Annotated in this window: 19 protein-coding genes; 14 read left to right on the top strand and 5 right to left on the bottom strand. The window is 58.1% G+C overall.

From position 1 onward, the window contains the following. Positions 1 to 1,120 (top strand): COG4223 family protein (locus tag ACR0AH_RS17575; RefSeq protein WP_480592988.1); only part of this gene is annotated, 1,120 nt, incomplete at its 5' end. A gap of 10 nt (positions 1,121 to 1,130) precedes the next feature. Continuing rightward, the gene (locus ACR0AH_RS17570; RefSeq protein WP_170733779.1) at positions 1,131 to 2,642 is read left to right on the top strand and encodes a heme biosynthesis HemY N-terminal domain-containing protein; all 1,512 of its coding nucleotides are present in this window, start codon (positions 1,131 to 1,133) and stop codon (positions 2,640 to 2,642) included. A 127-nt stretch (positions 2,643 to 2,769) separates the two neighbouring features. On the opposite strand, the gene ACR0AH_RS17565 is transcribed toward ACR0AH_RS17570, so the two are convergent. The 3 genes from ACR0AH_RS17565 to ACR0AH_RS17555 are packed head-to-tail and all read right to left on the bottom strand — an operon-like array spanning position 2,770 to position 6,520. Beyond that, positions 2,770 to 3,519: a PhnD/SsuA/transferrin family substrate-binding protein gene (locus ACR0AH_RS17565; protein WP_170733780.1), complete on the bottom strand. Its 750-nt coding sequence runs from the start codon at positions 3,517 to 3,519 to the stop codon at positions 2,770 to 2,772. Then, entirely contained in the window at positions 3,516 to 4,133 is a 618-nt protein-coding gene (locus tag ACR0AH_RS17560) for a response regulator transcription factor (RefSeq protein ID WP_170397932.1), read from the bottom strand. Before ACR0AH_RS17560 ends, ACR0AH_RS17565 begins: the two co-directional genes overlap by 4 nt. Next, on the bottom strand, positions 4,130 to 6,520 hold the full coding sequence (locus ACR0AH_RS17555; protein WP_170425407.1) for an ATP-binding protein: 2,391 nt from the start codon (positions 6,518 to 6,520) through the stop codon (positions 4,130 to 4,132). Before ACR0AH_RS17555 ends, ACR0AH_RS17560 begins: the two co-directional genes overlap by 4 nt. Positions 6,521 to 6,762: 242 nt before the next feature. Here ACR0AH_RS17555 and ACR0AH_RS17550 point away from each other — a divergent pair, with 242 nt between their 5' ends. The 5 genes from ACR0AH_RS17550 (at position 6,763) to ACR0AH_RS17530 (ending at position 13,998) form a co-directional block, all read left to right on the top strand. Continuing rightward, a complete protein-coding gene (locus ACR0AH_RS17550; RefSeq protein ID WP_170397937.1) occupies positions 6,763 to 7,725 on the top strand; it encodes a TAXI family TRAP transporter solute-binding subunit in 963 nt (320 codons plus the stop codon). 107 nt (positions 7,726 to 7,832) lie between these two features. Then, the gene (locus ACR0AH_RS17545; protein ID WP_170397940.1) at positions 7,833 to 10,442 is read left to right on the top strand and encodes a TRAP transporter permease; all 2,610 of its coding nucleotides are present in this window, start codon (positions 7,833 to 7,835) and stop codon (positions 10,440 to 10,442) included. After that, positions 10,439 to 10,870 (top strand): universal stress protein, encoded by a 432-nt coding sequence (locus tag ACR0AH_RS17540; RefSeq protein WP_170733783.1) that lies wholly within the window; start codon positions 10,439 to 10,441, stop codon positions 10,868 to 10,870. Before ACR0AH_RS17545 ends, ACR0AH_RS17540 begins: the two co-directional genes overlap by 4 nt. Positions 10,871 to 10,954: 84 nt before the next feature. Then, complete coding sequence (gene ggt, locus ACR0AH_RS17535; RefSeq protein WP_480592986.1) at positions 10,955 to 12,706, top strand: gamma-glutamyltransferase; 1,752 nt, start codon at positions 10,955 to 10,957, stop codon at positions 12,704 to 12,706. An 86-nt stretch (positions 12,707 to 12,792) separates the two neighbouring features. Next, positions 12,793 to 13,998, top strand: a complete 1,206-nt coding sequence (locus ACR0AH_RS17530) for an MFS transporter (RefSeq protein WP_170693245.1) — start codon at positions 12,793 to 12,795, stop codon at positions 13,996 to 13,998. Between the two features lie 59 nt (positions 13,999 to 14,057). Here ACR0AH_RS17530 and ACR0AH_RS17525 read toward each other — a convergent pair whose 3' ends face one another. Further along, on the bottom strand, positions 14,058 to 15,533 hold the full coding sequence (locus tag ACR0AH_RS17525) for an NAD-dependent succinate-semialdehyde dehydrogenase (RefSeq protein WP_480592984.1): 1,476 nt from the start codon (positions 15,531 to 15,533) through the stop codon (positions 14,058 to 14,060). Between the two features lie 2 nt (positions 15,534 to 15,535). Continuing rightward, positions 15,536 to 16,813, bottom strand: a complete 1,278-nt coding sequence (locus ACR0AH_RS17520; RefSeq protein ID WP_170397954.1) for a 4-aminobutyrate--2-oxoglutarate transaminase — start codon at positions 16,811 to 16,813, stop codon at positions 15,536 to 15,538. Between the two features lie 149 nt (positions 16,814 to 16,962). Between ACR0AH_RS17520 and ACR0AH_RS17515 the strand changes: the two genes are divergently transcribed. The 7 genes from ACR0AH_RS17515 to ACR0AH_RS17485 all read left to right on the top strand — a co-directional run bounded on the left by ACR0AH_RS17515 (position 16,963) and on the right by ACR0AH_RS17485 (position 24,830). Next, the gene (locus ACR0AH_RS17515) at positions 16,963 to 17,529 is read left to right on the top strand and encodes a cupin domain-containing protein (protein ID WP_170425413.1); all 567 of its coding nucleotides are present in this window, start codon (positions 16,963 to 16,965) and stop codon (positions 17,527 to 17,529) included. A gap of 137 nt (positions 17,530 to 17,666) precedes the next feature. Further along, complete coding sequence (locus ACR0AH_RS17510) at positions 17,667 to 18,140, top strand: VOC family protein (protein ID WP_170397960.1); 474 nt, start codon at positions 17,667 to 17,669, stop codon at positions 18,138 to 18,140. Next, a complete protein-coding gene (locus ACR0AH_RS17505) occupies positions 18,137 to 18,487 on the top strand; it encodes a hypothetical protein (protein WP_170397963.1) in 351 nt (116 codons plus the stop codon). The genes ACR0AH_RS17510 and ACR0AH_RS17505 overlap by 4 nt, the downstream gene beginning before the upstream one ends. Positions 18,488 to 18,617: 130 nt before the next feature. Beyond that, on the top strand, positions 18,618 to 19,586 hold the full coding sequence (locus tag ACR0AH_RS17500; protein WP_170594989.1) for a carbon-nitrogen hydrolase family protein: 969 nt from the start codon (positions 18,618 to 18,620) through the stop codon (positions 19,584 to 19,586). Positions 19,587 to 19,628: 42 nt separating this feature from the next. Then, positions 19,629 to 22,361: an aminotransferase class I/II-fold pyridoxal phosphate-dependent enzyme gene (locus tag ACR0AH_RS17495; protein WP_480592982.1), complete on the top strand. Its 2,733-nt coding sequence runs from the start codon at positions 19,629 to 19,631 to the stop codon at positions 22,359 to 22,361. Positions 22,362 to 22,383: 22 nt separating this feature from the next. Further along, positions 22,384 to 23,832 carry a biotin carboxylase gene (locus tag ACR0AH_RS17490; RefSeq protein WP_170407976.1) on the top strand — a complete coding sequence of 483 codons (1,449 nt, stop codon included), beginning with the start codon at positions 22,384 to 22,386 and terminating at the stop codon, positions 23,830 to 23,832. Between the two features lie 8 nt (positions 23,833 to 23,840). Beyond that, the gene (locus ACR0AH_RS17485) at positions 23,841 to 24,830 is read left to right on the top strand and encodes a C45 family autoproteolytic acyltransferase/hydolase (protein ID WP_480592980.1); all 990 of its coding nucleotides are present in this window, start codon (positions 23,841 to 23,843) and stop codon (positions 24,828 to 24,830) included. Positions 24,831 to 24,943 lie beyond the last annotated feature (113 nt).

Here is a 24,943-nt window from a genome sequence, read left to right as displayed (position 1 = left end):
CGAAGCCGAAGCCGAAGCCGAAGCCGAAGCCGAAGCCGAAGCCGAAGCCGAAGCCGAAGCCGAAGCCGAAGCCGAAGCCGAAGCCGAAGCCGAAGCCCTGAACAGGGCCGAGCCGACCGAAGAAAAGGTGATCGAACGCACAGTCGAAAAACGCGGTGGGTTTGTTCCGGCTTTGTTGGGCGGGGTTATTGCTGCAGGCCTCGGATTTGCTGCAGGCAACAGCGGGTTATTGTCTCAAGGAGCAGATAGCTCGGACGCAATTTCCGCACTCGAGTCGAAGCTGGCGGAACAATCCGATCAGATTGCCCAACTGACAAAAACTCTTGCTGAAGGCCCCGATGTCTCGGGCTTGTCAGATCAGATCAAGGCGTTGTCGGATAAGCTTGCTCCGGTCGAAAGCGATCTGACTGCCGTGAAGAGCAGTGTTGATGGCCTGACCGGTAAGGTCGACCCGCTTGAGGAACGCCTGACCGCGCTTGAGAAGCAGCCGCTTGAAGCAAATGTCTCGCCCGAGGCCACAGCCGCGTTCGAGGCAGAATTGAAGAAACTACAGGATTCTCTGGCCGCTCAGCGTAGCGAAGTGGAAAAGATGGTCTCAGACGCGCAGGCTTTAGAGGCTAAAGCTTCGGCCGAAGCGCGCGCGGCGACCAACGCTGCCATCCTGTCGCGTTTGCATGGTCAATTGGATGCCGGTCAACCCTATGAAGATTTGGTCTCTGAACTGAAAGCCGGTGGTGTCGATGTGCCCGATGCTTTGGCTGCATCTTCGAAGGACGGAGTTGAGACGCTTTCGGCGCTGCGCAGCTCGTTTGCCCCCGCAGCCCGCGCCGCACTGGCGGATGCCCGTGATGCCGATAAAGGCACAGGCTTGGTTGCTTTCTTGCAGCGCCAGACAGGCGCGCGGTCGGTGACCCCGCAAGAGGGCGACGATCCGGACGCGGTCCTGTCGCGTGCTCAGGCAGCGTTGGCAGATGGTGATGTCTCAAAGGCACTGACCGAATTGAAATCCCTGCCCGAAGCGGCACAAACCGCATTGGCGGATTGGGAGCAGGCGGCGCAGACACGGGCCTCTGCCGTCGAGGCCGCAAACACGCTTGCTTCAAGCCTGAACTCGAACTGAAGGACCTGCCATGCTGTGGTCATTGTTAAAGATCCTTGTTTTTGTTGCGATTATCGGCCTGCTGGCCATGGGAGCCGGGTTCTTGATGGAATCATCCGGCGGCGTGCAGATCACCGTCGCAGGCACCGAATACACACTGGGCCCGCTGCAATCAGTGATCGCGCTGGGCGTGCTGGTGTTTGCGGTCTGGTTGTTCTTCAAGCTGCTTACGCTGCTGATCGCCACGCTGAAATTCCTAAACGGTGATGAAACCGCCCTTTCACGTTATTTCGATCGCAGTCGGGAAAAGCGGGGATATCAGGCTCTGGCGGACGGGTTGATGGCGCTGGCCTCGGGTGAGGGGCGCGTGGCAATGACCAAGGCCCATAAGGCCGAGAAGCTGCTGAACAATCCGGAACTGACCAATTTGCTGGTGGCGCAGGCAGCCGAGATGACCGGTGATACCAAGAAAGCGTCCGAGACTTACAAGAAGCTGGTCACCAACAACGCCACGCGATTTGTCGGTGTGCGCGGGATCATGAAGCAAAAGCTGGCCGAAGGCGATGATGAAACCGCGCGCAAGCTGGCCGAGAAGGCTCTGGCCCTCAAACCCCGGCATGAAGAAACGCAGGATGTGCTGTTGAACCTGCAGACCAAGGCGCAGGATTGGGCCGGTGCGCGGTCCACGTTGACCTCGAAGCTGAAGGCCGGGTATTTGCCGCGCGATGTGTTCAAGCGGCGCGACGCAGTCCTGGCTTTGTCCGAGGCCAAAGTGCTGCTGGACGACACGGCGACGGTCGAACAGCAGGAACATGCGATTGAGGCAAACCGCCTTTCACCCGATCTTGTCCCGGCAGCCGCCATGGCCGCGCGCGCCTATATCGAAAAGGGCAAACCGCGTGCAGCAACCAAGATTCTGAAAAAGGCGTGGGAAGTACAACCTCACCCGGATCTGGCCCATGCCTTTGCCGAGATTGTGCCAGACGAAACACCTGAACAGCGGATCAAGCGGTTCACCGCTTTGACCCGCGTTCATTCAGAGAATATGGAAACACGCCTGATCTTGGCCGAGCTGAACATCGTAGCCGAAGACTTCCCCGAAGCCCGTCGCGCGCTGGGTGATGTTGTCGAAAAGCAGGGGGATGCACGGGCCTACACGCTGATGGCTGCGATTGAACGGGGCGAGGGCGCCTCGGACGCGGTGGTTCAGGGTTGGCTGGCCAAGGCGTTGAACGCACCGCGCGGGCCGCAATGGGTCTGCACCAATTGCCACGACATTCAGCCTGAATGGGGACCGGTGTGCCAGAACTGCGGCAGCTTCGATACGCTCAGTTGGCAGACGCCTCAGACGCCCGAGATTGCTAGTGTGACGGGTGTGCACATGCTGCCTCTGATCGTTGGCGCGCTTGAGGATCAATCAGAGGCTGAAGAGGCAGAGGAACCTGAAGAAAGTGCTGAAGAGTCACTTGAAGAGCCGGTCGAAGAGGACATGATCGAGGGAAAGGCCGAGCCGGTCACGGAGGAAGTCGCGCGACAGACTTAACGCGCGGTCTCGGCGTTGAAAGCGTCGTTCCGCAGCTTAAACAGCCCGGCTCACCGATTTTGATCAAGGGCGACCAAAGCCATTATGTGCTATCGGCTGTCGTAGGCGACACCGGCACACAAGACGACTAAACCGATCCCGGCGGGTTTTGCACGTCCAGATAACGTTCGGCCGGAATCCTCACGAGACCTTTGATCCCCAAGGCAGTACGATCCGCATCATCCAACTGCGCAATTGCCCGTTCAACCGCTGTAAAAATCGCTTGCTGATCGTTACCCTCCGCAGTGATCAAAGGCAGGCTAGGCGTCGGGTCCGTCCACTCTAACACCCGCAGAGATGCGGCAAACTCTTCATACTCAGCCATCAATCGCCAAGAAACCGCATCAAGGGCGGCGATATCTGCGTGACCTTCCGCAACGGACTGCGCCGACTTCAGGTGACCTTTGGTTTGCACACGGTGCTTGAACCAGAAGCCATGCGGCTCAAGATGCCAATAAGGCGCGGCGTAGCCAGATTGCGAAAATGTCTGGTTGTAAGCGAACACCGCTTCCCGAAACGCCATCAGATTTGTGCGTGGATCATCGGCGCGCACGACCAGAGCACTGCGGTAATAGCCGGGCGGACACCCGTCGAGACCATAGTCTGGCGTGCCAACCAACGCGACCTTATCGTGTAGCCATGTCCGGTACGGCATGCCGCAAGTCTGGCTCAGCACCAGTTCCGGGTGCTGCCAGACCGAGAATTCCTCGACGTCCTGCGACAGATGCTCAGGGCTCTCGATCCCGGCGCGGTTCAGATTGTCACGGATGAGGTTCCAGTATCGCAGATGTGCCTCATCAAGCTGAGGGCGGGCATACATCATCAGGCTTGCGATCATTGCATCTGCCCGAACAGTTCATACAGCTCTATCGTGGTTTTCACGCCGACCTTCTGCTGGATGCGCCCGCGATGAATTTCTACCGTGCGGGGGCTGATACCCAAGGCAGTTGCGATCTCCTTGCTCGACGTGCGCGCGGGGTGGGTCAGAATGTGTTGCAGGACCTGCTCCTCGCGGTCGGTCAAAAGTCTGCGCTTATCCGCAAGCATCTGACGTCGCGATTTCTCGGCGCGCAGACGGTCGCCTATTTCAAACGCGGCCTGTATCCGTTCGATCAGCACCTGCAGGTCAAAGGGTTTTTCCAGAAAATCAATTGCACCCGCCTTGGTGGCCCGCACGGATTCCGGAATGCCGCCATGACCCGAGATGAAAATGACCGGTATGGTCGACTCGCGCCGGTTCAGATGTTCCTGCAATTCCAGCCCGTCCATGCCGGGCATGCCATAGTCCAGGATCAGGCAACCTTTTGCGTCCTCATGCACCTGATTCAGAAATGTCTGCGCATCGGCAAAATGCTCGACCCGTAGTCCGCGTTTGCTGAGCGACCGAGATAAGGCGACGCGCACATCTTCATCGTCATCGACGATATAGACGACCAGCGGCTCAAAGGTCATGCGTGATCCTCCTTGGGCTGATCGCGGCGCTGCAGGGTGAAACAGAAGCGCGCCCCGGACGTCTCAGTAGGCTCGTACCAAATGGCTCCGTCATTGGCTTTGACGATGGTCCGACAAATGGACAGGCCCAGCCCCATCCCGTCGGTCTTCTGGGTGTCAAACGAGTTGAACAAGGTGACACCATCGCTAATCCCGGGCCCGTTATCCTCAACCCGCACCTCGACCAGTTCATCGCTGGTCTTTGTAGTGATGGTGATTTTACCCTTGCCATCCGGATCCAGGGCCAAGGCGTCGATCGCGTTGCGCAACAGGTTAACCAGAACCTGAGCGATCTGCGTCCGGTTTCCGATGACAAGAGGAAGGTCGGTTTCTTCATAAAGCAGCTTGATCTCGTGTAACTTCGCCTCGGCGTCCATCAGGCTGACGGTTTGCCGGATCAGCCCGTTCAGTTCAAACGGAGTCTGACGTCCGCGATCCTTACGCACCACATCACGCAGGGCGCGGATGATGTCGCCCGCACGGCGCGACTGGCGGTCGATATCCGAAAGGATTTCTATAACCTCAGGATCGGGATCGCCGATTTCATCCAGCGTGATCTTCGCGGCGTCGACATTATAGGAAATCGCGCTTAGCGGTTGGTTCAGCTCATGCGCCAGCCCCGAGGCCATCTCGCCCATCAGGTTGACCCGTGCCACATGGGACAGATCGCGGCTGAGGCGGCTTACTTCATCCTCGGCCTGCTTTCGATCGCTGACGTTGTCGATAATGGCAACCGCATGATCAGGGGTACCGCTTTCATCGCGGATGAGGATGGCATTGACCCGCAACCAGATGGGGGATCCGTCTTTTCGAATAAACTGGTTCTCGGCGATGAACTCGGAATCCTGCAGAAGGGTTTCGCGAAACTTGACCGCGATCTGCTGTTCATCTTCCGGCAGGATGTCGGCCAGCGTCATCTTCTCCAATTCATCCGGCTGATATCCCATGATATCGCACAGCTGTTCGTTGGTCCGCAGAAACCGCCCCGTTTCGGGCGAGATCTGCGCCATCCCGCGCGAGGCCAGATCGAAGGTGCGGCCATAGGCGGTTTCGAACCGTTGCCGTTGCCGAACTTCCTGAGTCAGAGCCGCACCGGTATCTTCCAGCTCGCGATAGGGGCTGTGCAGGCCTTCTTCGGTGGTGATCTCTCCGCTGCGCAATTGCTGGCTCTGGCTGGCGAAGGTGCGCACAGGGGCATAGATCCGGTCGGCCATGGCCAAACCAATTGCGCCCGTCAGAATGGCAATGGCAAGCGCGATCCAGACGCCTTGCGTCCGGTTCTTCTTGATCTCGCCAATAAAGTTGTCCTCGGCCGCATAAAGCCCGATCAACCAACGCAGCCCCGGCTCGGACACCTCGATCAGCATCGCCACATAGTCCTGACCGTTCAGCTGGAAATCGGTATGAACCGGTCCTTCCGTGTCGCTCAGACCGGTTTGCACGACATCTCCGAACGCCTTTTGCGCGATGGGGTCTGCGATTTGGTCCACACGCGTCAGCTCGGGCGCTTCCATATGTGCTTCCTGCCGGATCAGCACCAGCGTTGGATGCGCCAGCACCGCGCCATTTTCGTTCAGAACCAGCGCGGCACCGCGTCGTTCCGACCAGATGTCCAGCAGGAACCCCGACAGGGCGTCGATCTGGATATCGACACCCAAAATGGCACGGATAGCTCCGGTATCGTCCAATATGGGGACACTATAAGTGATTCCCGGCTGGCGCGTGGTGAAGAAGATATAAGGCTCTGTCCAGATCGGTGCTTTGGCTTCGGTCACCATTCTGAACCAGGGCCGGGTGCGCGCCTCATAGGTGTCAGTCTGGGTAGTGGCCGTTTCCAGCAATGTGAACTGATCGTTGCGCCATTGGAAATCGGCGGGATGTTCCGCGGTGCCGGGCAGGAATGGCGGAACGAACTTGGTGCGATAACGTCCGGGCTCTTCCGCGCGCATGACATAGACAAACCTGCCCGTCGCATCGGCCAGATACATCCCTGCGAGTTGAGGCGCGACCTGTAGCTGCTGAAAAAAATGGCTTTCCAATACGCCAGGATCGCTGATATCCAGTACGTCATTTTCAGCAAGTCGCCGAGTTGCATCCAAGGCCTGCCGGGCGGGGTTCAGAAAACTTTTGACTTGGCCGATGACATTGACACTGACTTCGTTCAGCGATGTTCGGGATTGCCGCAACAGCGCGTTCTCCGAGCTGACAAAGGTCGACAGGATCACCGAAAGGATGGCGATGAACTGCAGCCCGCCCAAACACAGCGCAAGCGTGGCGCGCAGCGATCTTCGCCTGCGGGCTGGCTCAGTGTGGTCCTGGCGTATTTCTTGTTGCCCTGCGTAGTTCAATTCTTGTCCAAACGACCTTCTGCCCGGGTCGGTATCACAGTCACAGAATGTGATCAGTTACCCTCTTTCCCCTATATCTGAATCCAAGCCTATACGTAATCTACCTTATAGACACCTGCTGTTTGGTTTCGCTTTCCTCTTTATCATCGGGGGGCCTGATTCCAGTGCGATTTTTTCTGTTGTGTTCTGAAAGGTTTCAGGCACCCCACAGATCAAAAAAGACTGACAACAGGAGTGTCAAAGTGTTCAAGAAAACCTCAATCACCGCATTTGCCGCGGCGGCCCTGATGGCACCAGCGGCATATGCTGAAGAATTTATCACGATCGGAACTGGCGGCGTTACGGGTGTCTATTACCCGACGGGTGGCGCGATCTGCCGTCTGGTCAACAAGGGCCGGAAAGAGCACGGGGTCCGGTGTTCGGTGGAGTCGACTGGGGGGTCGGTTTACAACATCAACACCATTCGCGAAGGCGAGCTTGAGTTTGGGGTGGCACAGTCGGACTGGCAGTACCACGCATTCAACGGCAGCTCGAAATTCGAAGAAGCCGGCCCGTTTGAGAACCTGCGTGCCGTGTTCTCGGTACACCCAGAGCCGTTCACGGTTGTGGCGCGTGCCGACGCGGGTATCTCGAATTTCGAAGACCTGAAGGGCAAGCGCGTCAATATCGGCAACCCCGGTTCCGGTCAGCGTGGCACCATGGAAGTGCTGCTGGGCGAAATGGGTTGGACCACAGACGATTTCGAACTGGCGACCGAGCTGAAGGCGGCTGAACAGTCGGCTGCCCTGTGCGACAACCAGATCGACGCGATGGTTTACACCGTTGGTCACCCCTCGGGTTCGATCCAGGAAGCCACCACCGCGTGCGACTCGGTTCTGGTGAATGTCAGTGGTGACGCGGTTGACAAGCTGGTGGGCGACAACTCGTTCTACCGTACCGCGACCATCCCCGGTGGCATGTACCGCGGTTCGGATGGTGACACATCGACCTTTGGTGTGGGCGCGACCTTCGTGACTTCGGCAGATGTGTCGGAAGACGCGGTTTATGCGGTTGTCAGCTCGGTCTTCGAGAACTTCGATGACTTCAAAAAGCTGCACCCGGCATTTGCCAACCTGAAACCAGAAGAGATGATTGCGGACGGCCTGTCGGCACCGCTGCATCCGGGCGCTGAGAAGTACTACAAAGAAAAAGGCTGGATTCAGTAACCAGACCTGACACGGGGCGCCTTTCGGGGCGCCCCGATTCATATCCGGGCTAAACCGGAGACAAGACGGCCGCAAAAACCAAGGCCGAAGGACAGGGAGATACCAACATGAGTTCCGACACACAGGGCAATCGCCCTCTTTCCGAAGAAGAGCTTCAGGAACTGGTTGCCTCATCAGACGCAGGCGCGCGTGATCCGGCGGGTAATGTCGGGCTGTTTCTGGCGATCGTTGCGGTCTTGTGGTCGGTGTTTCAGGTCGTTCTGGCCTCTCCCCTATCGAATTATCTGCTGCCGGGCAGTGTAGTGAACAACTCACGCCAGATTCATCTGGCCTTTGCGATGTTCCTGGCCTTTTCGGCCTATCCGGCGCTGAAATCCAGCCCGCGGAACTACATCCCGATTCAGGATTGGATCATGGGGATCGTGGGCGCATTTCTGGCCCTCTATGGTTATTTCTTCTACCAAAAGATCGTCGATGCGGGCGGTCTCGCAGACGATACGGACAAGTGGTTTGCCCTTGTTGGCCTGCTGCTGTTGTTCGAGGCCGCGCGTCGCGCGCTTGGCCCGGCAATGGCGATCATCGCCACGATCTTTCTGGCCTACGTCTTCTTTGGTTCCTCCGAGTGGGTGCCCGAGGTGATCCGCTGGAAAGGTGCCAGCCTGCAAAAGGCGATGAGCCATATGTGGATCACGTCCGAAGGCGTCTTTGGCATCGCGCTGGGCGTTTCAACCAAGTTCGTCTTCCTCTTCGTGCTGTTCGGCGCGCTTTTGGATAAGGCGGGCGCGGGCAATTACTTCATCAAGATGGCCTTTGGCGCGCTGGGGCACCTGCGCGGTGGCCCGGCCAAAGCGGCTGTTGTTGGTTCTGCGGCGACCGGCCTGATCTCGGGCTCGTCCATTGCGAACGTTGTCACGACCGGCACCTTCACTATCCCACTGATGAAGCGTGTGGGCTTTTCCAGCGAACAAGCGGGCTCGGTTGAGGTCGCCTCATCCGTGAACGGCCAGATCATGCCACCGGTGATGGGCGCTGCTGCCTTCCTGATGGTGGAATATGTGGGCATCTCATACGTTGAGGTGATCACCCACGCCTTCCTGCCCGCTGCGATTTCTTACATCGCGCTCGTCTACATTGTACACCTTGAAGCGGTGAAGCGGAACATGCCGACGCTGGGCGACCGCGTCGTTTCGATGGGGCGCACAATCGGTGGAATGGCGCTGTTCTTCGTGGGCTTTGCCGGGCTGTGCTATGGCATCCAGTACCCGATCAAAGCGATTGTCGCGCTCATGCCCGACGCGTCGGGTCTGGTCCTGTCGGCGCTGATCGTTTTGGCCTATCTGATCCTGCTTTGGCTGGCTTCCGGAGTAGAGGACTTGGTGCCTGACGATCCTAATGCCAAAGAGGTTGAACTGCCGGTAATTGCCGAAATCTACAAGGCCGGTCTGCATTACCTGCTACCGATCATCGTGCTGGTCTATTTCCTGATGATCGAACAGAAATCACCGGGCCTATCAGCCTTCTGGGCGACTTCGCTGTTGTTCGTGATCCTGCTGACGCAGAAACCGCTCAAGTCGATCTTCCGGGGTGAAAGTGACACAGCGAATGCCTTCAAGGCCGGTGTTGTTGATCTGTGGAATGGTCTGATCGACGGCGCGCGCAACATGATTGGTATCGCGCTGGCGACCGCCACCGCGGGTGTGATCGTGGGCACAGTAACGCTGACCGGTGTGGGTCAGGTGATGGCTGACCTGGTCGAGTTCCTGTCGGGTGGCAACCTGATCGCCATGCTGGCGCTGGTCGGTCTTCTCAGCCTGATCCTCGGAATGGGCCTGCCGACCACGGCTAACTACATCGTCGTCAGCTCGCTGATGGCGGGTGTGGTTGTCGAACTGGGCGCGCAGGATGGGCTGATCGTGCCGCTGATCGCGGTGCACTTGTTCGTGTTCTACTTCGGCATCATGGCTGATGTGACACCGCCGGTTGGTCTGGCGAGCTTTGCGGCCGCCGCCGTTTCTGGTGGGGATGCGATTAAGACCGGTTTCACCGCCTTCTTCTACAGCTTGCGCACCGTGGCACTGCCTTTCGTGTTCATCTTCAACACCGATCTGTTGCTAATCGATGTGGGCTGGGTACAGGGCATCTTGGTGGCCGTCTCTGCGACCATCGCGATCCTGATCTTCACCGCAGGTACCATGGGCTGGTTCCTGACCAAGAACCGCATCTATGAAAGCGTGGCGCTGATTCTGATCGCCTTTGCGCTGTTCCGTCCGGATTTCTTCATGAACCGCATCGCACCGCCCTTTGCGCAGATCGAACCGGCACAGCTGACACAGGCCGTGGGTGAGGCCGCACCCGGCAGCACCATGCGGATTGAGGTCGCAGGTCCGGACTTTGACACTGGCAATATGACCGAAACCACCGTTGTTCTGGACATTCCGGAAGGAGCCGACGGTACAGCACGCGTTGACGCTTTGGGCCTGATGACGCTGGAAGAGGATGGTCTGGTCAAGCTTGACGAGCCGATGTTCGGAACGCCGGTCGCGGATGAGCTGGATATGTTCGACTATTATGCTGACGATGCCGTTCGCATCACCAGCATTCAGGCCCCGCAAAGCCAGCCCGCGAAAGAGCTGATCTTTATCCCGGCGCTGATCCTGTTGGGTCTTGTCGCCTTCCTCCAGCGCGGCCGTGCCGCAAAACAGGGAGAACCCGCATGACCCAGGCAATTCTGTGCGCCGTGGATATCAGCAATGGCGATCTTGATGTTTCTGTCCTTGAACGCGCCGCAGCGCTGGCCGAAATGGATGGCGCGCGGCTGGATGTCGTGACCGTGACACCCGACTATGGCGAAGGTTTCGTCAGCAGTTTCTTCGAGCCCCACCACCACGAAAAGGTGATTGAAGAGGCTCATGAAAAGCTGGTCGCCCTCTGCGCCGCCACGCTGGGGGAAGAGCGCAACGCCAAGGTCCGTCATGTGGTGGCAACTGGCAGCGCCTATCAGGAGATCCTCAAAACCGCGGAAGGCGCGGGCTCGGACTTGATCGTGATCGGCGCGCATAAGCCTGACTTGAAGGACTATTTGCTCGGTCCGAATGCGGCGCGGGTCGTGAGGCATTCGCACACGTCAGTATATGTTGTGCGGTAAATCGATCGGATTTAAGCTGAGAATCTGCCATTTGAAGTTTGTTACTCAGTAGCCAATCTCGCAGATCCTTACCGGGAGATTTCTATGATGAAGACATTCATGAAAACCGGCGCCGTACTGGCGTTGGGTGTTGTCGCTTGCGCGGCCAATGCGCAGGACCCTGCGCCGGAATATGGCTATGGTTGGGAGGACAAAAACTCGGTGACTGGCACCGAGTTCATGGTCTCGGCCGCCAATCCCATTGCTGCCAAAGCCGGATATGATGTGCTGGCCGCAGGTGGCACAGCGGCAGATGCGATGATTGCCGTGCAGCTGATGCTGAATCTGGTTGAACCGCAATCATCGGGCATCGGCGGTGGTGCGTTCATGCTGTATTGGGACGCGTCGGCCAAGACACTGACCACCTTTGATGCGCGCGAAAAGGCCCCCGCGAAAGCCACGCCTGAACGGTTCCTGTTGCCGGACGGGGAAAAGATGCCGTGGCCCGAAGCTGTTGTAGGCGGACAATCTGTTGGCGTTCCGGGCATTCTGCGCCTGATGGAAGTGACCCATAACCTCTATGGCAAGAAAGACTGGGCCTCGCTGTTCCAGTCTACCATCGATCAGGCCGAGCAGGGGTTTGAGGTTTCGCCCCGTATGGCAAACTCGATCCAAAGCACGATTGAACGTGAACGCTCAGTCGGTGTGTTCCCGGCGGGCAAAGCGTATTTCTTCAACGAAGATGACACGCCGCTGCAGGCTGGAACCTTGCTACGGAACCCCGAGTTTGCCGAAACCCTGCGCATTCTTGCCGATCAGGGTGCAGGCGCCTTCTATAGCGGCCCCATCGCCGAGGATATCGTGGCTGCAGTGGATGCCACATCCAAGGTGGAGAACAACATCACGCTTGAAGATCTGGCCGACTACCGCGTCAAAATCCGCCCTGCCGTCTGCGCCGACTATCGCGGATATGACGTTTGCGGAATGGGCCCGCCCACCTCGGGTGGTCTGACCGTGGGGCAGATTCTGGGGATACTCAGCAACTTCGACCTCGAAGGCACCGGTTGGAATGCCGAGATGGCCCATCTATATGCCGAGGCCGCCAAGCTGGCCTATGCCGACCGCGCGCTTTACATGGCCGACAGTGATTTCATCGATGTGCCGGTCAAGGGCCTGCTGGACAGGGATTACCTAAAACTACGCTCGGAGATGGTCGACCCGGCTGCGGCCAGTGAAAAGCGTCAGGCAGGTGAGCCGCCGCGTGATCACACAGCCCTGTTTGCACCGTCACAAAACCCGGGTCGCCCCGGCACCAGCCATATCGTGATCCGGGATCTGTACGGCAACGCGCTGTCGATGACGACCACCATCGAGACCGCCTTTGGCAGCCGGGTTTTCGTGCGGGGTTTCCTGCTGAACAACGAACTCACCGACTTTGACCGCGCGCCGATGGACGGAGATCGCCTAGTCGCCAACCGTGTCGAAGGCGGCAAACGCCCTCGCAGCTCGATGTCGCCAACCATCGTGATGAAGGATGGCGCGCCCTATCTGCTGATCGGTTCCCCCGGTGGCAGCCGCATCATCAACTATGTGGCCAAAACGATCATCGCGATCGTGGACTGGGAGATGGACCCGCAGGATGCCATCGAAACGGGGCATTTCGTGCACCGCAACGGGTCTTCAATGGATCTGGAGCAGGGAACATCCGCTGCCGAGTTCGCAGATGCTCTGACCGCCAAAGGGCATGAGGTGAAAGAAGTCGATCTCAACAGCGGGTTGCATGCCATCCTGATCAAGGACGGGCAGCTGATCGGCGCCGCTGATCCGCGTCGCGAAGGCGTGGCTTTGGGCCAATAATCATGAACTGGAAAAGGGCTGCTGGACAATTGTACCACGCAGCCCTTTTCCCTTGCTTTATCAGCGTACTCGTCCGATAGGGCGATATGTTCAAAAGCCGCGCCATAACCTTCATTCTGATCACACTGATGATCGATGCCATCGGTATTGGCATCGTGTTCCCGATCATGCCCGATCTGATGGAACGCGTTGGGGCGGGTGATACCGGGCAAGGCGCCTTTTGGGGCGGTCTGCTGATGGCTGCTTATGCCGGGGCGCTGTTCCTGTGCGGGCCTATCGTGGGCAGCATTTCGGATGCGGTTGGCCGCAGACCGATCCTGATCGCGGCGCTGACCATGTTGGCACTGGACTATGTGATCATGGCGCTGGCCGAAACGTTCTGGCTGCTTCTTCTGGGGCGAACGCTCGCGGGGCTTGCGGGGGCGACCTATATCACCGCAACGGCTTACATCGCTGACATATCCTCACCGACTGAGAAGGCGGCGAATTTCGGTCTGATCGGGGCGGCCTTCGGGATCGGCTTTGTCCTTGGCCCGGCCATCGGCGGCATTGCTGCCGGGATCAGCATCACTGCGCCGTTCTGGATTGCCGCGGTTTTGTCCGCCGCCAACGCCCTGTTCGGCGTATTCGTCCTGCCCGAAAGCCTGAAACCAGAAAAGCGCCGCCCCTTTGGCAAGCGTGATCTGAACCCGTTCAAATCGATCTTTGACGCCTTCCGTTTTCCGGGTCTGGCGGTGCCGCTGCTGTGTATTTTCATCTTTGAATTTGCCAACATGGTCTACCCCACCCTCTGGGCCTTCTGGATACGAGAGGTGTTTGGCTGGTCCACGCTCTATATCGGCCTGTCTCTGGCCGCATACGGCGTGCTGTTGGCCTTCGTCCAAGCCGGATTGATGCCGGTCTTCATTCGCTGGATCGGCGATTACCGGACCCTGCTGCTGGGGATGGTATCGGCATTGGTCGGAATGATCGGCTTTGGGTTTACCGTAACGGTTACGGCCCTTGTCATCTTTATTCTGCTGGCCGCGCTGTCCGACCTCGTGCCTGCCTTGATCACGGCTATGGCCTCGAACCAGGCGGACGAAGACCGGCAGGGCGTGGTGCAGGGGGTCATCGCGTCACTGTCTTCTGTCGCTGCGGTTCTGTCGCCTTTGGTGATGACCGGCATCTTTCAGGCGTCGGTCGATGGCGATGGCACTTATCTGCCCGGCGCACCCTTCTTTTTCTCGGCGGCTCTGGTCCTGGTGATGATGCCTTTGGTGTTCCGTCTGCGTGGGCACGCATCGGTCTGAAACGAAAAACGCACCCGCAGCGGACTGCGAGTGCGTTGAATTTTCAAGGCATGAGGCGCTTACTGGATTTCACCCATGCAGAGATATTTGATCTCAAGGAAATCCTCAGTCCCGTATTTCGAACCTTCACGGCCCAGACCGGACTGCTTGACGCCACCGAACGGAGCGACCTCGGTCGAGATCAGGCCGGTATTGACGCCAACCATGCCCGATTCCAGCGCCTCGGCGACACGCCAGACGCGCGCCAGATCACGGCTGTAGAAATACGAGGCCAGGCCGAACTCGCTATCATTGGCCATGGCAACCACGTCGTCTTCCTCTTCGAACTTGAACAGGGGCGCAACAGGGCCAAATGTTTCGTCCTTTGCTACAACCATGTCGCGGGTCACGCCGGTCAGAACGGTGGGTTCAAAGAATGTCCCGCCCAGAGCCGAACGTTTACCGCCCAATGTGACCGTTGCACCTTTGGATACCGCGTCCGAGATGTGTTCCTCGACCTTGGCGACCGCCGCGTCGTTGATCAGCGGGCCTGTGGTGACACCATCGCCAAAACCGTCGCCAATGTTCAGCGTTTTGGTCTTTTCGGCCAGCTTGGCAGCGAATTCATCATAGACGCCCGCCTGAACATAGATGCGGTTAGCGCAGACGCAGGTCTGACCGTTGTTGCGGAACTTGGCGATCATCGCGCCATCTACGGCAGCATCCACATCGGCGTCGTCGAAGACTATGAACGGCGCATTACCACCCAACTCCAACGACATCTTCTTGATGGTACCTGCGGCTTGACGCATCAGGATCTGACCCACCCGAGTCGATCCGGTAAAGGTGATCTTGGCAACCTTGTCGTTGGTGCAAAGCTCATTACCCACGCCCGAGCTATCTGTGCCCGGGATCACGTTGAACACGCCCGCCGGTATACCCGCACGTTCACCCAATACCGCCATCGCCGTCGCCGACAGCGGCGTCAGCGTCGCTGGGCGCGCCACAAAGGTACAGCCCACGGCCAGCGCTGGGCCAACTTTGCGCGCGATCATTGCGTTCGGGAAATTCCAAGGCGTGATTGATCCCACTACGCCCACGGGCTGCTTCAGCACCACGATGCGCTTGTCGCGCTGGTGGCCGGGGATGACGTCGCCGTATACACGCTTGGCCTCTTCCGAGAACCACTCGATAAAGGACGCGCCATATAGGATTTCACCGCGCGCCTCGGGCCAGGGTTTACCCATCTCGGCGGTCAGGATGGTTGCCAGATCGTCTGCGTTTTCGACCATCAGGTCGAACCATTTGCGCAGAATGGCGGCGCGTTCCTTGCCAGTCTGAGCAGCCCATTCCTTCTTCGCAGCGTAAGCTGCATCGATGGTCTGTGTTGTGCCTTCGATGCTGACATCTGTCACATTGGCGATCAGATCACCAGTCGCGGGGTTGTAGACAGGGAACGTTGCCTCACCTTCGACCCATTCACCGTTGATATAGGCGCGGGGTTCCAGAAGGCTGGGATCTTTCAGCTCCAGCTTGGTCACTTTGGTATCCAGCATGTTCAGGCTCCTTTGGCAGCGTCGATCGAGGCTTCGAGGATATCCATGGCCTCGGCGAAGATTTCGTCCTGCACCGTCAACGGCGCGAGGAAACGAATTACGTTCCCATATACGCCACATGTCAGCAGGATCAATCCACGCTTCAATGCCTCGACCCGTATGGCGTTTGCCATATCGGGATTCGGGGCGCTGCCGTCGGTCGTGTTGAACTCGGCCGCAACCATAAGGCCCGGACCACGAATATCTACGATCTCGGGCGTGCGGGAACGGATCGATTCCAGACGCTGTTTCAAGCGCGAGCCCAGCTCATTGGCGCGCGTGCACAGGTCTTCTTCCTCGATCACATCCATCACAGCATGGGCGGCGGCGATCCCCAGCGGGTTGCCGCCATAGGTTCCGCCCAAACCGCCCGGGTGCGCGGCGTCCATCAGCTCGGCACGACCGGTGACGGCGGCCAGCGGCAGACCACCGGCCAGACCTTTGGCCATGGTGGTGATATCAGCAGAGACGTCATAAGCGTCCATCGCGAACAGGTTGCCGGTGCGGGCAAAGCCGGTCTGTACCTCATCGGCAATCAGAACGATGCCATGTTCGTCGCAAAGCGCGCGCAGACCACGCATCAACTCAGCCGGAGCGGGGTAGAAGCCACCTTCGCCCTGAACCGGTTCGATGATGATCGCGGCCACCCGGCCCGGATCAAGGTCGGCCTTGAACAGTTTAGTCAAAGCACCCAGCGAATCTTCGGTCGAGGTGCCATGCAGATCGATCGGGAACGGGACGTGATAGGTATCGGGCATCATCGCGCCGAAGCCCGCTTTATATGGCTGAACCTTGCCGGTCAGTGACATGCCCATGAACGTACGGCCGTGAAAAGCGCCGCCAAAGGCCACTACAGCCGGGCGGCCAGTGGCAGCACGCGCGATCTTGACGGCATTCTCGACCGCCTCGGCACCTGTAGTGACAAAGACGGTTTTCTTAGTGAAGTCGCCGGGCACCTTCTCGTTCAGGCGCTCGGCCAGACGGATGTAATTCTCATAAGGCAGAACCTGATGGCAGGTATGGGTGAAGTTTGCGGCCTGTTTCTGAACAGCCTCCATCACCTTGGGGTGGCAATGCCCGGTGTTCACAACGGCGATGCCTGCGGCGAAATCGATATAGCGTTTGCCTTCGACATCCCAGACTTCGGAATTCACGGCACGGTCCACATAGACTTGCGTTTGCATCCCCACGCCCTGCGCGATCGAGGTATTCCGGCGTTCAGCAATCTGAGCGTTCAGCATCTTGCGTCCTTTCCCGTTTCCGGGCGCGGTGCCCGTATGTTTGACTGCGCGACTGTAGTATCTGCGCCTGCAAGCGAAAGCCTGTTTCTTGTGATTCATAAGCCATTGATTTACCGTCCCGGCAGGATCAAGTGTTGCGGATACTGAACATGAAGAACACCAGCCAAGAGGATTTGACCCTCGGACTGCGCCTGCGAACCTTGCGAGAGCGTGCAGGCTTATCTCAGCGGGCGCTGGCCAAGAAGTCGGATGTGCCGAACTCAACCATCTCGCTGATCGAGTCGGGCAAGATGAATCCATCGGTTGGTGCGTTACGGCGTATTCTGCAAGGCATACCGATTGGCATGTCCGATTTCTTTTCCTTCGAAATCGAACCTGAGCAGACCGTGTTTTATGCCTCAGAAGAACTTACTGAGATCGGAAAGGGTGGGCTGTCTCTGCGGCAGGTAGGATCAAACCTGCATGGTCGCGCGATGATGATCTTGCAGGAAACTTACGAGTTAGGGGCTGACACCGGTCGCGTGATGTACGGGCATGAGGCGGAAGAGGGCGGTATTGTCATCTCGGGTCGGGTGGAGGTGACCGTGGGCGATAAGCGCAAGGTACTGGGACCAGGCGATGCTTATTATTTCGACAGTCGCACCCCGCACCGGTTCAGGCAGGTCGGCCCCGAAGTTTGCCGGGTCATCAGCGCCTGTACTCCGCCTACATTCTAAGCATTACGGCAGAAATTTCAGCACTATGCATCATAGTGTTGCAGTATCTCCTGGTTTGATCCACAGTATGATGCATAGTGCGGGAAAATCCTGCAGATAATCCAGGGTGTCCGCCGCCCAATTCAGAGAGTACCGGAATGAAAAAGAAACCTGCCACTCTGCCACGTGGCTATCGCACCTGCACCGCATCGCTTGCCGTCGCCGACGTCGATGCCGCGCTAACTTTCTACGAAAGTGCCTTTGATGCGAAGATACAGGCCTATGACGCGGATGAGGCCCCCGGCTTTGCCTCGATCAAGATCGGCAACTCGATGCTGTTTGTCACCGCCGGATGGGGTGCGCACGGCCCCGCCATTCCGGGCACAGTCACTCCGATTGGGCATCATATGTATGTCGAAGATGTGGACACTGCCCTTGCAGTCGCGTTGGAAAGCGGTGCCAGCCTGATCGCTGAGGCGGCGGACACCTATTGGGGCGAACGCTGCGCCACGATTGCCGATCCGTTCGGTCATGTCTGGACGTTGGCGACCCGCGTCGAAAACCTGAAGCCAGCGGATATCAGTGAACGGCGCAAAGCGCTGCTGGACGCGGCGCAGATCGAGGCTGCATGAACGACGCCCCCCTTCCCACATTCACAATCCGTCAAAACGATCTGGCCATTCTCGCGGCTGAGGGTCGCATCGGCGACTATCCGGTCGCCGTTCGCACGGCGCGTGAGGTGATCAGCGGTGGCTTTGCCAACCACTCGGCGCATCCCAATACCTGGACTGTATACTTTCTGGTCGATGGCCAATGGGCGCTGGTCGAATCCACGCGCGGACTGCGGCGGGAGTGGTCCAGCCTTGATCGGCTTGAGAAATGGCTGCGCAGTTGCGGATTCCGGTTCTTCTGGGTTCGCAACGACATCGATTTTGTGGAACCGCAGGCAGAAGATACCGCCGAGGAAGCCGCAGTATGAGGGCAGTCGCCTCGGAAAACCATAGCCTGAGGACAGCAGGCTTGCGTGACCACACGGTTTTATGTTCCGATGAAGAACGCCGGATCAAATCGGCGGTCGCAATCGGCAAGAAAATGAGAAGAAACGAAATATGACCCCTTTTGCGATAACCGGAATCCAGATGCATGTCGGTGCGTTGCAGTCGAATGTCGACGCGATGCTGCACCGGATCGACATTATGATGGCGCGGTTCCCTTGGACCCAGATGGCCCTGTTCAGCGAACTGGCGCCTTATGGTCCGCTCGACCGGTTTGCCCAGCCCTTTCCCAATGACGACCTGTCGCGCTTTCAGGATGCCGCTCGGCGTTATGGGATCTGGCTGATCCCCGGTTCGATGTTCGAAAAGCACGAAGATGGACGGATCTTCAACACCTCGGTGGTGATCAATCCCGAAGGTGAGATCGTCTCAAAATACTCCAAGATGTTCCCGTTCAAACCTTATGAACAGAACATCGCATCGGGTACCGAATTCTGCATCTTTGATGTGCCGGATGTGGGCCGGTTTGGCCTGTCGATCTGCTACGACATCTGGTTCCCCGAAACCACCCGCCACCTGACCAGCCAAGGGGTCGAGGTTCTTCTGCACCCGGTTCTGACCGGCACAACCGACCGCGAGGCCGAGCTGTCGATCGCCAAGGCGACCGCTGCGCAGTTCCAATGCTATGTGTTTGACGTGAACGGGCTGGCCGCCGGGGGCGTGGGCCGCTCACTGGTCGTTGATCCCTCGGCCACCGTGCTGCACCAGTCGGCGGGACAGGAGGATATCTTCCCTATCGAGATCGATCTTGATCAGGTCCGTCGCCAACGCGAGGTCGGACTGAAAGGTCTGGGGCAGGTTCTCAAAAGCTTCCGCGACCGCGAGGCGGAGTTCCCGGTCTATGACCGTACCAGCGGGGCGGATGCCTATCTGCACACGCTCGGCCCGCTGCGCATTCCGCAGAAAGGCGACGTTGCGGGCGTCGCTGCATCCGACCCCAGAACGGCGCTGGGATATACTGAAGACGCCGCGACCAAGCCCGACAATCTGTATCTCTACAAAGGGCGCTCTGGCACAGACTGATACCGGCCCAGCTTTTCGGTATCGGCAGAAAGGAAAAATTTCATGCACGGCATTTCCGATAGCGAAAAGCTCCACACCATCTCGGACTACTACAGCGCCTCGCAACTGAGGGCAGACCGATGGAGCGCGCTGCGGGAAACGGCCGAGTCTCTGGATCAGGGCGGTAACGAAAAAGATCGGGACCGGGCACGGCAGTTGCTGCAGGCGCTGGCCCCGATCGAGATGTATTTCGCTTTTCCGGGCGGATCGGCGTTCGACTATCTGCGTCGTTTGCTGGACCATGGAAACTTTGGCGATTTCTCAACCGCCGTGCGCCGGGTGTCGCGGGCGCTGACCTCAGGGGCCTATCGTCGCCGCTCGATCCCGCTGATCGCGGATGAGACCGAGGTTGATGAGTTCGAGGACGAGTCCACCCAAAGCCATGAAGCCCGCGCGCTGGGCCGACCTTATTTCGAAGTGATGATCGTTGACAAGGTCAACGAACATCAGGAACGGTTCCTGCAAACCAGCCTGCAACGGATGCGCCGCAGCGAAGATCCGTTTATTTATGAAACCGTTGTCGTTCCCAGTGTCGAGGATGCGCTGATCGGGGTTCTGTTCAACCAGAATGTACAGGCGGTCATTGTTCGCCCGGGCCTTAGCCTGAAGTCCAAGAACGAAACCAATGTTTTGGGCCGCTATATCAGTCTCTATGGCGAGGGCGCCGATCTTGATGCGCTGTCACCCTCGGAATACGGACCAGAAACCTGCCGCCGGATCGGCATGCTGCGCCCCGAGCTGGACGCTTATCTAATCACCGACCGTTCGGCGGAAGATATTGCCGGTCTCGATCTGGGCCTGTGCCGGCGGGTCTTCTACAATCAGGAAGACTTTCTGGAATTGCACCTGAACATCCTGCGCGGGGTGCAGCGGCGCTATAAGACGCCGTTCTTCACGGCGCTCAAGGAATACTCAAAACAGCCCACGGGCGTGTTCCACGCGATGCCGATCAGCCGGGGTAAATCGATTAGTCGCAGCCACTGGATTCAGGACATGGGGGCGTTCTACGGATCAAATATCTTCATGGCGGAAACTTCGGCCACCTCGGGCGGGCTGGATTCTCTGCTGGAACCCAAAGGTCCGATAAAAGAGGCGCAGGAGGCTGCCGCACGCGCATTCGGCTCTAAACAGACGTTTTTTGCCACGAATGGCACCTCGACCTGCAACAAGATCGTGGTGCAAGCTCTGGTCCGGCCCGGAGATATCGTGCTGATCGACCGCGATTGCCACAAATCGCACCACTACGGCATGGTGCTGGCCGGGGCGAGCGTCGTCTATATGGACAGCTATCCGCTGCACGATTACTCGATGTATGGCGCGGTGCCAATCCGAGAGATCAAGCACAAACTGTTGGCCCTACGCGCTGCTGGGAAGCTTGATCGTGTGCGGATGGTGCTGCTGACCAACTGTACATTCGATGGCATCGTCTACAATGTGCAGCGGGTGATGCAGGAATGTCTCGCGATCAAGAAAGACCTGGTTTTCCTGTGGGATGAGGCGTGGTTCGCCTATGCAAGGTTTGCGCCCAATTCTCGTGTGCGCACGGCAATGCGGTCGGCCAATATCCTGCGCGAACAGTTCCGTTCGACGGAACATGCCGAGGCCTACGAGGCCCAACAGGCGGCTCTCGAAGGTGCAGATGACGAAACATTGCTAAACGCCCGCCTGATCGCGCCGCCTGACGCGCGGGTCCGGGTCTATGCGACGCAATCAACCCACAAGACGCTGACCTCATTGCGGCAGGGTTCGATGATCCATGTCAACGACCAGCAGTTCAAAGGCGCGGTGGAAGAAGCCTTTCACGAGGCCTATATGACCCACACCTCGACCTCGCCCAACTATCAGATCATCGCCTCATTGGATGTGGGCCGCAGGCAGGTCGAGATCGAAGGGTACGAGTTCGTCCAGCGGCAGGTCGAAAGCGCGATGGCGATCCGCCGGGCCGTGACGACCCATCCGCTGCTCAGGAAGTATTTCAAGCTGGTCACAGCGGGTGACATGATCCCCGAGCAATATCGCGAAAGCGGCATGACCAGCTATTTCGATCCCGATCAGGGCTGGGCCGATGTCTGGGATTGCTGGGCGCGGGACGAATTTGTTCTGGATGCCACACGTATCACGCTGCATGTGGGCGCGACCGGTTGGGATGGCGATACCTTCAAGACCAAGATCCTGATGGATAAATACGGCATCCAGATCAACAAAACCTCGCGTAATACCGTGTTGTTCATGACCAATATCGGCACCACGCGCAGTTCGGTCGCCTATCTGATCGAGGTGCTGGTCGAGATCGCCAAGGAACTCGACGATCTGATGGACGATGCGTCCAAGATGGAGAAGCTGGCCTTCGAAAAGCGCGTCAGCAACCTGAGCGAACACGTCCCACCTCTGCCCGATTTTAGTCGGTTCCACGATGCGTTCCGCTGTGAGGCAGGTACCGAAGCCGGTGACATCCGTACGGCGTTTTTCCTGTCCTATGACGAAGACAATTGCGACTATGTCGAACCCGACAAGGAGATGTTGGAACGGCTCGAAGCCGGGGAAGAGATGGTCTCGGCCACCTTCGTGATTCCCTATCCGCCGGGCTTTCCCATTTTGGTACCGGGGCAGGTGATCAGCCCCGAAATCCTCAAATTCATGCAGGAACTGGACGTCTCGGAAATCCACGGATTCCGTGCCGATCTGGGCCTGCGCATTTTTACCGAAGACGCTTTGAAGTCAGTAAAGAACCCCTAAGGGGTCAGGGAGGACAACAATCATGCCAAAGAAGGTGCTGAAAAACATCTCGGAAATCCGCCGGTATTTCCATACCAACAAGGACCCGATCTATTTCGTATCGGCAACCAATTTCAACCTGTTGGGGCTGGATGAATGGGTGATGAACTTCACCTATATCTGCTACATGGATTGCTTTGACGGGCGACATCCGAACGTGTTTGTGCCTTCGGAAATGCCGCATGATGAGTTTCAGTCCATCGAAGACATCAACAATTATCTGCTGCAGCACAAAGAGGTCATCGACCTGGTCAAGCGGCGTGGTGGAAAGCCCAAGTTTGTCTTCCTGATGTTTGACGAGACGACCGAGAAGCTGGTCAAGGAGCTGGGCGGTCAGCTGTGGTTCCCCAAAGCCAAGCTGCGCACCAAATGTGACAACAAGATCGAAACTGTCCGTATCGGCAATAAGGCGGGTGTGCCTTCGGTGCCCAACACGCTGAGCGTTGTCAAAAGCTATGATCACCTGAAAAAGATCTGCGAAAAGGCCGGATTGGGGAATGATCTGGTGCTACAATCCGCCTTCGGCGACAGTGGCCATACGACGTTTTTCATCAAGTCCGAGGCCGATTTCAACAAGCACAAAGACGAGATCATCGGCGAAGGCGAGATCAAGATCATGAAGCGGATCGATTGCCGCGGGGCGGCGATCGAGGCCTGTGCGACCTCAGAAGGCACGATTGTTGGCCCGCTGATGACTGAGCTTGTGGGCTTCAAGGAACTTACCCCCTATCGCGGCGGCTGGTGCGGGAATGAGATTTTCTCGACCGCTTTCCCACCTAAGGCCCGCGAACAGGCCCGGCAGCTGACGTTCCAGTTCGGTGAAGAACTGCGGAAATCCGGCTATCGCGGCTATTTCGAACTCGACTTCCTGATCGATAAGAAAACCGACGAACTGTGGTTGGGCGAATTGAACCCCCGTATCACTGGCGCCAGCTCGATGACCAACCACGCGGCCTTTGCGCACGCTGATGCGCCACTGTTTCTGTTCCATCTACTTGAGTTTTCAAAGAAGCCCTTCGAGCTGGATGTCGAGGAACTGAATGCCCGCTGGGCGGATCCGGACATGATCGACAGCTGGTCGCAAATGGTAATCAAACACACCGATGACAGTGTCGACCGGATCACGCAGGCCCCACAGTCGGGCATCTACAAGATGCTGGAAGATGGCCGCGTCGTGTTCGACCGCTTCGACTATCACCGCCGCGCGGTGGGCGAGAACGAAGCGTTCTTCCTGCGTATCTCGAATGTCGGTGATTACCGCTATGAGGGCGCTGATCTGGGTATCCTCGTGACTCGCGGGCGGTCGATGACCAAGGGCTTCAAACTGACAGACAAATCGAAGAAGTGGATTCATGGGATCACTTCGGCTTATACGGCTGAACCGCTGCCCGCCGCACAACCGATGGAAGACCCCGCCTTCAAAATCATGTAGAAAGCCCCATGGCGCTTGTTTTTCGCTCAATTGACGAAGCGCAGCCCGGTCCCAAGCTGGCCGGGCTGTTTGCCGAATACTGGCCCGCCTACCGCAAATGGTGGGCGCAAGAGGGGTATTCGGCCCGCCCCACCTATCGCGAATGCCTGCGCGCGTTGCAAAAACACATGCCCGAGATCCTGCCGCTTTATGAAGAGATCGTCGAACTGGTCGGCGGCAGCGACAGCCAGGCACGGTTTCTCAGCTTTTACTGCCCGCCGAAATATCTTTCGGGCTGCAGCCAGGCGATTTGGCGTGGCAAGACACCGTTTCTGGTGCGCAATTACGACTACCATCCAAAAACCTTTGACGCCGCTCTGCTGAAAACCCGCTGGGACGGGCGCGGGATCATCGGGATGAGCGACGGCGTTCTGGGTCTGCTTGATGGCATCAACGATGCCGGTCTGACGGTCTCGCTCACCTTTGGCGGGCGGCGCGAGGTCGGCGACGGCTTTGGCGTGCCGCTGATCCTGCGCTATGTCCTTCAAACCTGCGAGACAACGGCCGAGGCGGTCGACTGCCTGTGCCGCATCCCCTGCCACATGAGCTATAACGTCACCGTTCTGGATGCCAAGTATAACCACAGCACGGTTTATCTAGCCCCAGACCGGCACCCGCAAATCTCGGACCAGCCGGTCGCGACCAACCATCAGGGCCATGTCGAATGGTCCACGCATGCGCGCTTTACGGCCACCGTGGAACGCGAAAGGTTCTTGCTCAACCGTCTCAACCAGCACCCGGAAAGCGAGAAGCGGTTTATCGATGCGTTCCTGCGTCCGCCGCTTTATTCAACGGCTTTCAGATCAGGTTTCGGCACGCTCTATACTGCGGTCTATCGGCCTGCGAAGAAGCAGTTGCAACTGCTTTGGCCCGGTGCCAGCTGGGACTTGTCCTTCGATGGCTTCAAAGAGGGTGAGCTGAGCCTGATTTTGCCCGACGAGGCCGAGCCTGCAGTCTGACAAGCGCGGTCGCCTTTCTAAACTTCTTGCTCTTGGACGGGCGACGCAATAATGGGAGCGCGACGCGCGGCAGTTTCAAACAAGGCCCGGCGGGATCAACACCACATATTTCT

The sequence above is a fragment of the Ruegeria sp. AM5 genome (genome assembly GCF_056540645.1).
The sequence above is the reverse complement of the archived record's forward strand: the minus strand, read 5'-3'. Positions and strand labels throughout refer to the sequence as shown.

What these genes read in the sequence shown, in the direction of transcription:
- ACR0AH_RS17520 (WP_170397954.1), bottom strand. Translation starts at nt 16,813, where the DNA reads ATGCTGAACGCTCAGATTGCTGAACGCCGGAATACCTCGATCGCGCAG.
- ACR0AH_RS17500 (WP_170594989.1), top strand. Translation starts at nt 18,618, where the DNA reads ATGACCCCTTTTGCGATAACCGGAATCCAGATGCATGTCGGTGCGTTG.
- ACR0AH_RS17565 (WP_170733780.1), bottom strand. Translation starts at nt 3,519, where the DNA reads ATGATCGCAAGCCTGATGATGTATGCCCGCCCTCAGCTTGATGAGGCA.
- ACR0AH_RS17570 (WP_170733779.1), top strand. Translation starts at nt 1,131, where the DNA reads ATGCTGTGGTCATTGTTAAAGATCCTTGTTTTTGTTGCGATTATCGGC.
- ACR0AH_RS17525 (WP_480592984.1), bottom strand. Translation starts at nt 15,533, where the DNA reads ATGCTGGATACCAAAGTGACCAAGCTGGAGCTGAAAGATCCCAGCCTT.
- ACR0AH_RS17495 (WP_480592982.1), top strand. Translation starts at nt 19,629, where the DNA reads ATGCACGGCATTTCCGATAGCGAAAAGCTCCACACCATCTCGGACTAC.
- ACR0AH_RS17510 (WP_170397960.1), top strand. Translation starts at nt 17,667, where the DNA reads ATGAAAAAGAAACCTGCCACTCTGCCACGTGGCTATCGCACCTGCACC.
- ggt (WP_480592986.1), top strand. Translation starts at nt 10,955, where the DNA reads ATGATGAAGACATTCATGAAAACCGGCGCCGTACTGGCGTTGGGTGTT.
- ACR0AH_RS17530 (WP_170693245.1), top strand. Translation starts at nt 12,793, where the DNA reads ATGTTCAAAAGCCGCGCCATAACCTTCATTCTGATCACACTGATGATC.
- ACR0AH_RS17540 (WP_170733783.1), top strand. Translation starts at nt 10,439, where the DNA reads ATGACCCAGGCAATTCTGTGCGCCGTGGATATCAGCAATGGCGATCTT.
- ACR0AH_RS17505 (WP_170397963.1), top strand. Translation starts at nt 18,137, where the DNA reads ATGAACGACGCCCCCCTTCCCACATTCACAATCCGTCAAAACGATCTG.
- ACR0AH_RS17485 (WP_480592980.1), top strand. Translation starts at nt 23,841, where the DNA reads ATGGCGCTTGTTTTTCGCTCAATTGACGAAGCGCAGCCCGGTCCCAAG.
- ACR0AH_RS17490 (WP_170407976.1), top strand. Translation starts at nt 22,384, where the DNA reads ATGCCAAAGAAGGTGCTGAAAAACATCTCGGAAATCCGCCGGTATTTC.
- ACR0AH_RS17515 (WP_170425413.1), top strand. Translation starts at nt 16,963, where the DNA reads ATGAAGAACACCAGCCAAGAGGATTTGACCCTCGGACTGCGCCTGCGA.
- ACR0AH_RS17560 (WP_170397932.1), bottom strand. Translation starts at nt 4,133, where the DNA reads ATGACCTTTGAGCCGCTGGTCGTCTATATCGTCGATGACGATGAAGAT.
- ACR0AH_RS17545 (WP_170397940.1), top strand. Translation starts at nt 7,833, where the DNA reads ATGAGTTCCGACACACAGGGCAATCGCCCTCTTTCCGAAGAAGAGCTT.